Here is a 13,160-nt window from a genome sequence, read left to right as displayed (position 1 = left end):
CGAGCGCTACCAAGATTGACGTGGCCAAACCGCACAACGCGATGCCAAAGCTTTCGAGTAAGCCCTTCATTTATCACTGGATTCTGCGCGGCAGCTCCTTGTACATTCACGATGCTGACAAGCTGTCCAAGGAAGCGATCCGGATCAACCGTTTCATCGAGGTGGCCCCGCCAGCGCTGGACACCTTGTTGGCCGGTGCGCCTGCTCACATTCGGCGCAGCTATCCGCGCGCGGACCGCGTGCAGCAGATCCTGTACCACCTGGCGATGAAGCCTGGCCGTTCAGACCTTGAAAACCTGGTGCTGACAGATCCGACGTTGGTCGTCTTGAACGAGCTGGGAGAAGAGTGGCGGCTGATCTGGCGTCGCCGTCCTGGAGCGGCAGTGCGCAGCACCTTGTTATGGCACACAGCGCTGGAGCATGTGCCCAAGCGCGGAAGCGGCTACGTGGCGCAATCGTCCACGGCGCTGGATCTGACCGTCGGCAGCAAGCGGTTGCAGGCCTACCAGGCGCAGCACATCGATCCGGCCAGAGCGCCGAAAGTGAAGGGCAAGGCGCCTGCACCTAGAGCCGCAACGCCTGTTCCACCAAGCCACGACCAGTCACCGCCCTATTTCGACGACGGATCGTATTCGCCGGCGCCGTTCGACTGGGATTAATAGACCGCAACCCTGTGCCGCGCCGATACCGATGCGCCGGCGCAGGGTTGTGTCGCATGCGTAAAAAGGAGCTGTAAATGAGTAACCGCAAAACGCAGAAACTGCACGCGCAGCACGTGCTTGAAACCATAGCCCTCGGCATTGCACGGCCTGTAGCGCTGCCCCGGGAGACAATTGAAGTGGCGCTTCGCGAAGCCATCATTGATGGGCGGCTTGAACCGGGTGAACCCCTTACGCATCAAGCCATTGCCAATGCCTTCCAGGTCAGCCGTATGCCGGTGCGCGAAGCGCTGCGTTCGTTGGAGACGCAGGGCTATATCGCCGCGCAGTACCACAAAAGCTACCTAGTCACGAACGGCAATGAGCCTCCCCAGTACGGTCATCTGCCGGGCTTGCTGAGGTGCGTTGCAGAACGCCATACAAAGCTGGGCGATTTCGAATCAAAAGTGGCCTTTGAAAACGAAATCCTGCGTGTCCTGGGTCAACTGCGCCCTACCACGTGCTGATGACTGACCTAGCTTGTTGAAAGCAACGGATTTTGTAACGCGAAAAGCGAGGCTCCCATGCTACTATCCGGCACAGTTTTATTTGCAGGAAAGCGACGATGTAGATTCACGAATTGCAGAAACCAAAAAGCCCCGCTTGCCGGCGGGGCTTTTTGGAAAATCTTGAACAGGCCCTTAGAGATGGGAACACCTGTTCAACACACATAACGTGAGCTGATTATGGCGTTCACTGCGGCTTTGTGCAAGCCGTCAAAAGTGAAGCCTTCAGTTCACCGCTGAACGGTGGACTTATGGAAAAGATTCTTCAGCAGGCTGTGCCCCTTCTAAAGGCAGACCTGTACCCCCAGCATCACCAATACCTGACACGTTTTACCGTTGCGCATGGCCTTCATGGCCAAGGCGGTGAAGCATGAGGCACCTCAAGGCCGTCAGGCTCTCCCCTTCTGACCCTCACTCCGCTTTACGTCGCCCCGGTCGGGCAATGCCTGCCCGTTATGCGGCTCCCCGTCATCTCTCTGAACAACAGCTTAAAAATCCCCTGATCCGCTCGGCCTACGAGCGCCTGAGCAACATGGACAGCTACCGGGGCCAATACCTGCGCCGCCTGGATGGCGTTCACGGAGATCGGCGTACCCGGCGGGAGAAGTTTCTGGCCATCGAGCGCGTGGCCGAGCAGCTGCTGGTGCGCCTGGACCTGGCCACCAGCGTGCTGGGCTACATCGACCCCGACAATGGCCGTTATGTGCTGAACACTCAGTGTGGCATTGCCGAGGATGCCGGTATCTCGGCACCGGCGCTGTGTCGCCTGATGAAAACCCTGGATGATGCGGGGTATGTGTACCGCCGTATTGAGCGCATTCGCCTGGACGAGAAGGACGATAACGGTCTGCACCTGGTGCGCACCCGCGTCCTGATCCGCTTCACCAAGCTTTTCTGGAAAGACCTTGGCTTGGCCTATGTTCATGAACGTGTGCAGAAGTCGGCCAAGAAGCGTCGCGATGCTCAGCTGCGCGACATAGGGCAACAGCGCTTGGCGGACATGGAAAAGCACTCTTTGGAACTCCAGCGCCGTGAAACGTCGCGTCAGCGCTGGCAGGCCAAGGAAAATCGGGAGGCTGGCGTACCGGATACGCAAGATGTCGCGGACTCCAGCGCATCGATGCCTGGCAGCAACAACGTGTCCAGTGCGCTAGACAGGCTCCTCGCGTCCATGACCAGGAAAGTCTAAGCAACTCATCACTTTGTCCGAAAACCGCATCCGCTCACGCGGAGGCATTGTCACGCCTGCGTTTTAAGGGAGGTGGGTGACCCTATGGCCAGGCACCACCAGGACCGCACGACGGTGCTGGTTGTGCCGTTTTTTGGCTGTGCCAACGGCTCTTTTTGGCCATTTTGCAGGTGTCGTTCTGAAGGCTTTGAAATAAATGAAATTTTATCCCCCCTTCAGTTACCCCTTTCAGGAAAAACAGGGCTTTACGCGGTGGAAACCCACCTCATAAAGCAGTAATGCACGCGCAAGTCGTGCCTTCGGCACGGCGCGTATATCTGCGCCTATACGCCGGTGAAACAGCCTGTCTAAGCGGCCCAGGGCGATGAAGCTGCCCTGCCCTGGCCTACGGCCACCCTACGGGCGCTTGACCCGGATTCTGAGGCCCAGGGCGACAAGTCGCCCCAGTCCTCAACCGGGCGCGTGTGCGCGCTGGCTTCGCATAAATATCAGAACCTATGTGGCCGCTGTTTGCCTTCAATGAAGGCATGCGTTTTGCGCAGTTGGTCGGCCTGAGTTGACGTGTGACCGCAGTGAGCCGTTAACTGTACATCCATACAGTTAACTCTGTTTCCAGCCAGGTTTGCATCATGAACGTCAAAATACTCGGTCGATTGTGCGGGTCCGGAAAGGTCATACCCTTCTACACTTTCAAAATCCCTGCCGGTTTTCCTAATCCTGCTGCGGACCACATCGAGCAGGACTTTTCATTCGACCGACTGATGGATTTGCGTGCGCCTCACATCTACGTGGCCAAGATCGATGGCGACAGCATGGAGGGCGCAAAGATTTTTCATGACAGTCTGGTGCTGTTAAGCGAAGCAGAAGGCAATACGGAGCATGGCGTTATACGCCAGTCATGCTCTGATCCCGCGCGGTCGGAGACCCTGTGCACGTCGGGAAGTCCTTCACACAGAAACTGGGAGATCTCGGCGATGCCCGGTGCGCAAGCACCGGGCGGAGCAGGAAAGGCCAAAAGCCGTAACCCTGCTGCCTACGTCGCTGAGAAGTCGGATACGTCCGTAGTACCTGAGAAGCCATCGAACAAGGGGCCAAGCCCTGCGGAGATGGTGGAGGAAAGGGCCGTAGCCAAGGGAAACACCGACACGCCCCCCGCGTCCCGGACACAGAGCCGGATCAGTTGCGCGTCGATGGGACTTGAAGGTGTACGTAAAGCAGCCCGAAGGAACAAGGGCATGCAGTTCACGGCATTGCTGCACCACATCACACCGCAGTTATTGGCGCAGAGCTTTTATGCGCTTCGCCGCGATGCTGCGGTGGGTGTGGATGGCATGTCGTGGCGAGAATATGAGGAAGGTCTTCTCCAGCGGGTGACCGATTTGCACGGAAGGCTCCACAGTGGAGCCTTCCGTGCAACGCCATCGCGGCGGGTCTATATCCCCAAAGCCGACGGCAGGCAGCGCCCGCTGGGCATTGCCTCTCTGGAGGACAAGATCGTACAGCAGGCGGTCGTTACCGTTTTGAATGCGATCTATGAAGAGGACTTTCTGGGATTCTCGTACGGGTTTCGGCCGGGACGCAGCCAGCACGATGCGCTGGATGCGTTAACGGTCGCGCTGAAAAGCCAAAAAGTGAACTGGATATTGGATGCGGATATCACGTCGTTCATGCATAGGAATTTCAAAATGCCTATGCATCAAGCTGACGCTATGGAAGGAGGCGTCATGCCTTCATAGCGATGGGTAGGAAGACGCTGATGCGTTACTTATGCAGTGAAAATCCCTATCAATCCGCATTAACGCAGGTTATTTAACCGCGAAGCTTAGGTGCGGACGCACCTTCCCCCTGTCAGGGCTTCACGTACCTCATCTGCGCGATCGCCTGAGCGTTGAGGACCAGTCCCTGCACCGTCAGCCCGCTGATTGCCGCCGTGTATACCATCCGTGCGCCACACAGCACGCAACGGAACGGATCGACGTTTAGAAAGGCTTTGGCCATCTGCGCAAAATACAGCTTTGGTACCGGTCCTGGCGTCGCCATCTTCAGTGCTTCATAGACCTTCGGCAGGTACTGCCCGCAGACCCGATTGGCCAGAAAACCAAAATACCGGATCATCCGGAAATGCTTTTCCGGGATGTGCTGCACCACCCGGCGCAGCATGTCGGCCTGGCTCAGCGTTTCCTGCTGATAGGTCTGTGTGCGGTGATCCAGGTAGGTGAAGCTCAACGTGGCCCCGCAGGTGTAATGCGCCAGACGACTGCCCGAGATCGGCGGTTTTTTCAGGTAGCGGCCCAGGTAATTGACGGTCTTTCGCCCGTTTTCCGTCTTCTTCGACAAGTGGATGTGCCAGTGCTGGCCGCCAGCGGTCAGTATCAGACGGCGCCAGTCGCTTTCACAGAGGATGTGGGCCAGCGGCGGCGGCATCGTCAGTTGCGAAAGCGGCTGTCCCAGCAGGTAATCGCGCACCAGCCACATCCAGCGCCGCCGCAGGGCCTCTTTGTGGAACGACAGATTTTTCCAGACGCCCTGCTCATCCAGGCCGCCCGCGGTCACCGACAGGTGGACGTGGGGATGCCAGTTGAGCCGCCGGCCATAGGTGTGCAGCGCCCCGAAAATCCCGACGCGCAAACCGCGCCGCTTGGCGGCGTAGATCAGGTTATCGGCCGCCAGCCGAAACAGCGCATCGAGCAGCCAGCGGTTGTAGAAGAACAGGGGCCACAGCGTGTCGGGCAGCGTGAACACCAGATGCTGCCAGGGGCAGTCGGGCAGACGGTTGTTTTGCACGGCGATCCACTGGTCGGTGGCCTTTTTGCCGCAGGAGGGACAGGCCCGGCAATGGCAGGTGTTGCACAGGTATTTGACGTGCGGGCAATGCTCATTGCCACAGGTGTAGTGTTTGACGCCCAGTATCGAGGTGCCGCAGGCGAGCATTTTGCTGATCGACTCCACTTCGATTTGGCGCAGACCGCCGGCTTCCAGCAAATCTGCCCAGCAGCCGTTGGCCGTGAAGAGGTTTTTGAGCGGTCGAGGTGTGTAAGCAGGCGGTGCAGAGGCCACGTCAGCAGGGCGGCTCCTCATCGTGGTGAATGACGGCGGTGATGGCGAATCCGCCTGGCCCTTCTCTCATCGAAACGCTTACGCAAGAAGCGTCGGGAAACATGTCGTTCAGATACGTTGTCTGGCAGCAACTACAAAGATCGACATCACCGAAAGGATCGATATCGAAGGAAAAGTCGGTATCGGGCACGAAGGTGGTATGCCCGGCGCGTTGGAGACGGGTCTGCTTTGCCTTGGCTTTTGCCCGGCTCGCCCGTTTACGTTTTTTTGTCTCTGACGCCATGTGTAAGCCTGTGCTGAGGAGGTATCGACTCGATTTCGGCTATGATAACCGATTTCAAAATCCCACAATTTGCAGCCGCAGGCTGCCCAGTTCTCAGACGCTGAACGTGAATTGGTGATCAAAGGATTGCAAGCACTGCGTCGAGAACGCGGTTTCGCGTGGAATGTAGCGTGTGATGTGGCTGCGCGGAGTAATGTGACGGTGTCACCGTCACTTTCCCTATATGGCATCACCGAGATTGAACACCTGGCGCGCCGATTTGGTGGGTCAGCGTTGCATTGGAGCGAAGCATGACAACACGGACCGATCACCCCGATACGTCAGGCGGCGATTTTTGGTTGCCCCCTAACATTTCTGTTACCCGCCAGCCCTTGCCTGAAGGGATGGTGTACGCCTTTCGTGACATCGATATGGGTGAGTTGGGCAGGTTGGGGTTGTAAGCCGGAATCCCAGAAATTTCCGTCATGGCCGGGAAGCCACTACTGGTGCGGATTGACGCCAAACAGTTATTTTCCAGCTGCGACGTCGCCAAGCCGAAAACTGTTTGATTGAGCGGCCAAAACATGTACGGAAAACCGTGTCGGATAGCAAAAGCAGCCGTGAACCGCTCAGGTGACGTTTTCCGACGGGATTTTCTGGGGTTCCGGCTTACAACCCCTGCTAAATTATTTTCAGTCTCTCGGTCAACAGTATCAAACCCTTTTCATTAGGCATAAAAATGCTCGATTTATCCGCAGAGCAACACCAGCTGGCGAAGACAGTCCATGATTATGCCAGTCGATTTCCATCGACAGAAAGTGGCGATAGCCAGCTACTACAGGGCTGCTATGACTATATGATGGTTTTCAAACAGGTGCTCGACAGCTCATCAAAAATCCAAATGGACTATATCTGCCTGCAATATCCAGGTTTTTTTCGTTTCGCGAAAATGATGGAGTTGCTGGCACAAGGTATTGCTGATGGCTTCATTAAGGTACCGAAAGAACACTAAAAGTGACACACCCGGAAATCCGTTTTCTGAACCGCCGCATTCGGGGGAGATCACAAGCCAAAACAGAGGCAGAAACCATCGCCATCTTCCACGCCAGTACCAAGCCGATAGCACGTAGCGCCGGACGTTCGTACGTTGCTGCTGCCTATCGGTCTGGTACTAAGCTGGTTGATATCCGCACCAGTCTTGTCCATGACTACACACGGCGCGGTGGTGTTTTTTCCACAGAGATCATGTTTCCGGACGGCACCAGCACCGAGCGTAATGCTCTGTGGAACGCCGCCGAATCCGCAGAAAAGCGCAAGGATGGCCGGACTGGTCGAGAGTGGATCATCGCGCTACCCGCCGAACTGGATGACGGAGCGCGCCAAAAACTGGCATCTGCGTTTGGCATCAAGCTGGCCAACCTGTTGCCTTTCCAGATGATATGGCAATAGGTTTTTGCATCAGTTGCGTAACGCTATCCAGTCTCAAAGAACGCGTTTATAGGCTGGCCGGAAATTTCGGCGGTTTGGGCGTACAACCCCCCTGTAAGGAGAAGGCACGATGAAAAGTCTGCCACCAAAGCAGTCAAGGGCTCGATCAGTTGTCTTCGCGGAAGGCGCGCAGTGGATACGCGCAGACTTTCATCTGCACACACGAGCTGATCGCGAATTCAAGTACACGGGCGATGACAACTTCTATCACAGCAACTACGTGGATGCGCTTGAGAAAGCTAGCATACGGCTGGGCGTCATCACTAATCACAACAAGTTCGACCTTGATGAGTTCAAAGCGCTGCGAAAAACGGCTCAGAATAAGGGCATTGCCCTGCTGCCGGGCGTCGAGTTGTCGGTCAACGATGGGGCCAATGGCATCCACACTCTTGTTGTATTCTCAGACGAATGGATTGATGAGCACGACCACATCAACCCCTTCCTGACAAGCGCATTCGAAGGTAAAACGCCGGCGCAGTACGAGCAGGAGAACGGCCGTTCCTCCTGGTCTCTTTTGGAGACGATCAAGAAACTGGAAAGCTATCACCGCGACTTCTTTTTAGTCTTCGCCCACGTCGAAGCACCGAGTGGCTTGTGGGCGGAGCTGGATGGCGGCCGACTCACTGATTTGGGGCAAAATGAATTCTTCCGGCGCAGAACGCTGGCATTTCAGAAGGTTCGCACTCACGACGGGGCGGGCAAAGACAAACCTTGCCGCACTAAGATTCAAAGCTGGCTGCAAAGCTGGTACCCCGCGGAACTCGAAGGCAGCGACCCCAAGGGTATAGATGAAATTGGTCGGGGCAAAACCAGCTACTTAAAGCTAGGCGAGCTGTCCTTCGGGGCGGTGAAGTTTGCCTTGGGTGATCCCGCTGCGCGGGTGGCTATGGAACCGCAGAAACATAAGGCCTCGCACATTCGAAGCATCCACTTTGATGGTGGCATTCTCGACGGTCAGACGCTGCACTTCTCCTCCGAGCTCAATGCGCTCATCGGCATCCGGGGCAGCGGCAAGTCCTCTCTCTTGGAGGCTGTGCGCTATGCTCTTGATATTCCGCGAGGCGAGAAGGTACAGGACACCAAGTACAAAGATGAGTTGATCCGCCACACCTTGGGCAGCGGCGGCAAGGTGACGCTAACGGCTTGCGATATTTACGGCCAAGAGTTCACCATCTCCCGCATCTTCCGCGAAGCACCTAACGTTTATCTGGGCGGCACCTTGCAACCCGGCGTTTCGATTCGAGAAACAGTGCTGCGCAGCCCGATCTATTTCGGGCAAAAAGATCTCTCAAGTACCGGCGAAGGCTTCGAGACCGATCTGGTGGAGAAACTGGTTGGCGAAAAGCTCCGTGTGCTGCGCGAAGCAATCGAAACTCAGCGCCAGCGCGTGTGCGAAGCTGCGCAACGCTGGCTCAAGCTCAGCAACATTGCCGAAACTAAACGTGACTTCAACGCTCAGCTTACCGATGCGAACTTCCGTCTGAAGAAGTTCGAAGAGTACGGTGTCGCCGACAAGCTCCAAAAGCGTCTGGGATTCCAGCAGGACGCAACTGCGCTCGCGCGCATGGCGGAGCGTGCAGACGACTTCATCCTCGCCTTGGGCAGCCTCATCGCCGAGCATGAGGACGAACTGCGCAACGCGACGAGCTACGTTTCCAAGCAGAATCCAGACTTCTTCGTGGCTTACAACGCCGAATTTTCCAACCTCGTTGCCGGGGTCGATCAGCTCAAGCAGATCGAGCAGGACATGCGCGCTGTTGCGGCTCGTCTCGGGACCAAGCAGTACGAGTTTGAAGGGGCTAGTAAGAGTCTTCAGGAGGAGTTTGCGCAAGTCGAGCGGCAACTGGCTCAAGAACTCAAGCAAACCGGTATGACAGCCATCCAGCCGGACGATTTTCTGGCCCAGCAACAGCGCAAAACCAAGGCGGAGCAAATGCTGGATGCTTTAGCCAAGCAGGAATCACAGCAGACCACCATTCGCGATGCGTTATTTGCCGAAATCGACAAGCTCAATGAACTTTGGCTGAGGGAATTTACCACCATCAAGACGGAGCTGGATCGCGTGAACGCTGTCAACACAGCCTTGCAGATCGAAGCTGACTTCAAAGGTGACAAAGAAGCCGCTATTAGCTTCATGCAGCAGCTTTTTAAGGGTAGTAACATCCGCGAAACCACCCTGCGAGCGGTTATGGAGGACTATGCCGATTTCGGTGGGCTGCTGCGTTCACTGCCTGGGGCTTTAGTCAAGGCTGGAAGCGCGCCTGAAGTCTTTGAGAAGACTTTTATGCAGTACCTGGTCGAGTTTAGCGCATGGCAGGTGCCAAACCGCTTCGTGATCCGTTATCGCGGCAAGGAGCTGAGGCACCACTCGCTCGGACAGCGCGCTTCGGCCCTGCTGTTATATGTACTCAGCCAACGACAGAACGATGTCATCATTATAGACCAGCCGGAAGACGATTTGGACAACCAGACCATCTATGACGATGTGATCAAACTGCTGCGCGAGATGAAACCTCACGCCCAGTTCATCTTCGCTACCCACAACGCCAACTTCCCAGTGCTGGGTGACGCAGAGCAGGTGCACGCCTTTCAGTACCAAGACGAGAAGGTCGCCACACAAAGCGGTAGCATCGATGCCCATCCGGTGCAGGAGGCCATCATCAACATTATGGAAGGAGGCCAGGAAGCCTTCAACCGCCGTAAAGAGGTTTACAATTTATGGAAACTACAGAGCTGATCGACGTCATCAGTCGAGGCGAGGACAGCCGCCAGCAATTCAAAGCTGACATGACCAATGCCGATGCGTTGGCCGCCGAGATCGTTGCTTTTAGCAACACCGCTGGCGGGCGCATCCTCATCGGCGTGAATGACGATGGATCGGTGCGCGGGCTGTCCGGTGCCGACTTGGCTCGCCTCAACCAACTTGTCTCCAATGCGGCTTCTCAAAACGTCCGTCCAGCTGTAAATCCGTTTACAGACAACGTGCCGCACCCAAATGGCACAGTAATGGTCGTCTCTATTCCTGAAGGCATCAGCAAGCCATACATGGATAAAAACGGCACTATTTGGGTGAAGAATGGCTCAGACAAGCGCCGTGCCACCTCACGCGAGGAACTTCAGCGCCTATTTCAGCAAGCGGGCCTGGTACATGCCGATGAAACACCTGTGGCGGGCTTGGGCCCGGGGGAGGTGGACTTGCCCTATTTCGAAGCATTTTTTGAGCAGCAATTCGGCGAGCAGCTGGCGTTACACAACCAGCCGCTACCTCAGTTGCTGACCAACATGAATCTGATGAACCAAGGACACCTCAATGTGGCCGGCAGCCTGCTGTTTGCCAAGGTGCCGCACTACGCACTGCCAGCCTTCATCATCAAGGCAGTGGCCTTTGTAGGCAACGAGATTGAGGACGAGCGCTACATCGACAGCCGCGACATAACCGGCAAGCTGGCTGACGTGTTCCAGCAGGCTCTGGGTTTTATCATCGCCAATACCCGCGCCGTGCAGGGTGCCCAAGGCTTCAACTCTCCGGGTCAGGCCGAGATACCGCGCATCGTCTGGGAAGAATTGGTTGCCAACGCGCTTGTACATCGCGACTACTTCATCAGCGCCCCGGTGCGCGTGCTGGTCTTTATGGATCGAGTCGAGATCATCAGTCCTGGCCACCTACCCAACAACCTGACCATTGAAAACATCAAAGCAGGTAACTCCAATATGCGCAATCCCATCCTGGCTTCCTTCGCCGCCAAGCTCTTGCCTTACCGTGGTCTGGGTAGCGGCCTGCTGCGCGCACTGAGGGCCTGGCCGCAAATTGAACTCGTCGATGATCGTGCCGGGAATCTGTTCAAAGCCATTGTAGTACGCCCCGGTGTGTTGTAGATAGATACGCTGGAGCCCTCGGAAATTTTGTCGCTTAAGATCCAGCCCGAGCACCAGCGCGTCTGAGTCGATGGGCTTACGGCCCAACGAGGCCCTCACGTGCGTCTTTCATCAGGGTCCGAGCGATCAGCTCAAGATGACCGTTTGTAGTACCGCAGTCCTTCACCTTCTTTCCGTCGATCCGGCACATGCAGCGGAGTCAAACAGAAACTATTGGGCTTGTGCTCAATGGGGAAGCCCTTGGTGTCCACGATCACCCGCGACCTCCAACGCAGCTATTCATAAGACCGAGAATAGTTGTTAAGGTGAACGTGGGTATGGCCGCTTGAAAGCGCTGTTGCGTAGTAATCTTCGAATGATCGGTATGCTGGCACGATTCCGCCGCCGTAGTCGTGTGCGGCGTACCACATCGACGGATTCCCGTAGCCTAGTGATTCTATGACAGGTCGAGCCTCCGTAAAATATTTGACCATGTCTTCGATCGTTCCATACTCTGCTCTTTCGGCGTTATGAGCCGCGCGCCGCTGACCTATTCGTCCCTGCTGGAAACTGGAACGGATCTCCGCAATTTCATTGGCCCGGCTCAGGTTTGAGAGTTCAACCAATAATATATTGAGAGATTGATAGTGACTTCCTTGAACGTTGCTTGCTGTTGTCTCTGTCAAGGCAATAGACCGAGTTGCCGGTCTTGTTGCGGCATGCCCAAAGGAATGGCCGATCTCACTGTCTGGCACGATCCTTATCGTGACACCACCTTCGCCCGCAACTGCGTTCATTCTTTTTCTAAAAGTGCTTGATGCCTTGTAAATTTCTTCTGCCATTGTCAGCAGATGGTCGATGCGCGGATCTTCGTCAGGATTTCTTACTTGCGCAATAACATTGCGCCAGCTGGTATCCGTGGTCCTGTAAAGCGGCGTTTCCGAGTTCAGACCTAGGTTTCGCATTGGGTCAAAGCGATCAAGAAAATCATCTCGTGCCTCAGCGGAAAGTTGATACACCGAGGTTAGGCCTTGACCGCCTACACTGTGCACCGGTGTGGACGAACCCGATACATGTCGAGGGCTTACTGGCGGACTATATACATAATGGGAGCTGGAAGTACCACAAATATTACCCACAAACAACACCCCTCAATTAAAATCGAAAGTTTTTTTAATTTCAGCTGCTACGCCTAGCAAGTTCTCAAACACCTCTCGCATCTGGACGTTATCAACCTCCAGCAAAGGGGTACGCGCATGTAACTCTCCAATTTTTTTGCTATTCAAACCCAGTGTAAAGAAAGGCTTTCTAAAACTGAAAGTGTTGAGATAAAGTATACTAATCAACGTATCGGCATCAGTTTTATGGAGCTGACCGATTTCGGCCACGAAATACACCCAGCGAAATTTGTCTTGGTAAATTTTGATTGAGACGCCGGTATTAAATTCAAAACAATAGATTTCGTGCTCATGTTTCTTCTCAGGAAAACTAGGCATGCCATAGTCTTTTGCGAGCCCATCGATTAAGCGGTCGAATGAATTTTTCATGGGGTCCCCTTAGATATTGAGCCAGCTGAGTGGTACGACACCCTATTGAAGTTCCACCAACTGTTCCTGTATAGGGGTTGTAAGCCGGAACCCCAGAAAATCCCGTCGGAAAACGTCACCTGAGCGGTTCACGGCTGCTTTTGCTATCCGACACGGTTTTCCGTACATGTTTTGGCCGCTCAATCAAACAGTTTTCGGCTTGGCGACGTCGCAGCTGGAAAATAACTGTTTGGCGTCAATCCGCACCAGTAGTGGCTTCCCGGCCATGACGGAAATTTCTGGGATTCCGGCTTACAACCCCTTTCAGGAAAAACAGGGATTTACGCGGTGGAAACCCACCTCATAAAGCAATAATGCACGCGCAAGTCGTGCCTTCGGCACGGCGCGTATGGTCTGTGCCTGTGACAAAGTGGATCAGCCGTCTAAGCGGCCCAGGGCGATGAAACTGCCCTGCCCTGGCCTACGGCCACCCTGCGGGCGCTTGACCCGGATTCTGAGGCCCAGGGCGACAAGTCGCCCCAGTCCTCAACCGGGCGCGTGTGCGCGCTGGCTTCGCAT

12 protein-coding genes and 3 pseudogenes are annotated in these 13,160 nt (G+C 55.5%); 10 read left to right on the top strand and 5 right to left on the bottom strand.

Translation table 11 applies throughout. The features are described from left to right. Nucleotides 1-83 precede the first annotated feature (83 nt). From PCPL58_RS02125 to PCPL58_RS31920, 5 genes and pseudogenes are all read left to right on the top strand, one after another. Nucleotides 84-659: pseudogene (locus tag PCPL58_RS02125) on the top strand (F-type conjugative transfer protein TrbC); the annotation flags it as partial. A 77-nt stretch (nucleotides 660-736) separates the two neighbouring features. Continuing rightward, nucleotides 737-1,165, top strand: a complete 429-nt coding sequence (locus PCPL58_RS02120; RefSeq protein WP_011107000.1) for a GntR family transcriptional regulator — start codon at nucleotides 737-739, stop codon at nucleotides 1,163-1,165. A gap of 481 nt (nucleotides 1,166-1,646) precedes the next feature. Next, nucleotides 1,647-2,393: a hypothetical protein gene (locus tag PCPL58_RS02115; RefSeq protein ID WP_065348702.1), complete on the top strand. Its 747-nt coding sequence runs from the start codon at nucleotides 1,647-1,649 to the stop codon at nucleotides 2,391-2,393. A 629-nt stretch (nucleotides 2,394-3,022) separates the two neighbouring features. After that, nucleotides 3,023-3,217: pseudogene (locus tag PCPL58_RS31925) on the top strand (S24 family peptidase); the annotation flags it as partial. Nucleotides 3,218-3,367: 150 nt separating this feature from the next. Then, nucleotides 3,368-4,060, top strand: a pseudogene (locus PCPL58_RS31920) (reverse transcriptase domain-containing protein); the annotation flags it as partial. Nucleotides 4,061-4,241: 181 nt separating this feature from the next. Here the strand turns inward: PCPL58_RS31920 and PCPL58_RS02105 are convergent. Both PCPL58_RS02105 and PCPL58_RS02100 read right to left on the bottom strand, forming a co-directional pair. Beyond that, nucleotides 4,242-5,471 carry an IS91 family transposase gene (locus PCPL58_RS02105; protein WP_065348575.1) on the bottom strand — a complete coding sequence of 410 codons (1,230 nt, stop codon included), beginning with the start codon at nucleotides 5,469-5,471 and terminating at the stop codon, nucleotides 4,242-4,244. Further along, complete coding sequence (locus PCPL58_RS02100) at nucleotides 5,452-5,733, bottom strand: hypothetical protein (RefSeq protein WP_060402791.1); 282 nt, start codon at nucleotides 5,731-5,733, stop codon at nucleotides 5,452-5,454. The genes PCPL58_RS02105 and PCPL58_RS02100 overlap by 20 nt, the downstream gene beginning before the upstream one ends. Nucleotides 5,734-5,802: 69 nt before the next feature. Between PCPL58_RS02100 and PCPL58_RS32400 the strand changes: the two genes are divergently transcribed. Next, on the top strand, nucleotides 5,803-6,027 hold the full coding sequence (locus PCPL58_RS32400) for a hypothetical protein (RefSeq protein WP_081079935.1): 225 nt from the start codon (nucleotides 5,803-5,805) through the stop codon (nucleotides 6,025-6,027). Nucleotides 6,028-6,040: 13 nt separating this feature from the next. Here the strand turns inward: PCPL58_RS32400 and PCPL58_RS30510 are convergent, their stop codons facing one another. Next, nucleotides 6,041-6,298, bottom strand: coding sequence for a hypothetical protein (locus tag PCPL58_RS30510; RefSeq protein ID WP_157893878.1), 258 nt, complete (start codon nucleotides 6,296-6,298; stop codon nucleotides 6,041-6,043). Nucleotides 6,299-6,451: 153 nt separating this feature from the next. Between PCPL58_RS30510 and PCPL58_RS02095 the strand changes: the two genes are divergently transcribed. The 4 genes from PCPL58_RS02095 to PCPL58_RS02080 all read left to right on the top strand — a co-directional run bounded on the left by PCPL58_RS02095 (nucleotide 6,452) and on the right by PCPL58_RS02080 (nucleotide 11,076). Continuing rightward, nucleotides 6,452-6,724, top strand: coding sequence for a hypothetical protein (locus PCPL58_RS02095; RefSeq protein ID WP_015060672.1), 273 nt, complete (start codon nucleotides 6,452-6,454; stop codon nucleotides 6,722-6,724). A 2-nt stretch (nucleotides 6,725-6,726) separates the two neighbouring features. After that, nucleotides 6,727-7,161: a MobA/MobL family protein gene (locus PCPL58_RS02090; protein ID WP_015060673.1), complete on the top strand. Its 435-nt coding sequence runs from the start codon at nucleotides 6,727-6,729 to the stop codon at nucleotides 7,159-7,161. A 109-nt stretch (nucleotides 7,162-7,270) separates the two neighbouring features. Then, nucleotides 7,271-9,937, top strand: a complete 2,667-nt coding sequence (locus tag PCPL58_RS02085) for a TrlF family AAA-like ATPase (protein ID WP_005740914.1) — start codon at nucleotides 7,271-7,273, stop codon at nucleotides 9,935-9,937. After that, a complete protein-coding gene (locus PCPL58_RS02080) occupies nucleotides 9,919-11,076 on the top strand; it encodes an RNA-binding domain-containing protein (RefSeq protein ID WP_005740916.1) in 1,158 nt (385 codons plus the stop codon). The genes PCPL58_RS02085 and PCPL58_RS02080 overlap by 19 nt, the downstream gene beginning before the upstream one ends. 275 nt (nucleotides 11,077-11,351) lie before the next feature. Here PCPL58_RS02080 and PCPL58_RS28800 read toward each other — a convergent pair whose 3' ends face one another. Beyond that, nucleotides 11,352-12,194 carry an AvrPphF family type III effector gene (locus PCPL58_RS28800; protein WP_083188297.1) on the bottom strand — a complete coding sequence of 281 codons (843 nt, stop codon included), beginning with the start codon at nucleotides 12,192-12,194 and terminating at the stop codon, nucleotides 11,352-11,354. A 12-nt stretch (nucleotides 12,195-12,206) separates the two neighbouring features. Continuing rightward, the gene (locus tag PCPL58_RS02075) at nucleotides 12,207-12,602 is read right to left on the bottom strand and encodes a CesT family type III secretion system chaperone (RefSeq protein WP_005740917.1); all 396 of its coding nucleotides are present in this window, start codon (nucleotides 12,600-12,602) and stop codon (nucleotides 12,207-12,209) included. Between the last annotated feature and the right edge of the window lie 558 nt (nucleotides 12,603-13,160).

Origin of the sequence: Pseudomonas cerasi (assembly GCF_900074915.1) — a bacterium.
Lineage (GTDB): Bacteria > Pseudomonadota > Gammaproteobacteria > Pseudomonadales > Pseudomonadaceae > Aquipseudomonas > Aquipseudomonas cerasi.
Note: the sequence above shows the minus strand (reverse complement) of the source record. Positions and strands in the feature narration are given on the sequence as shown.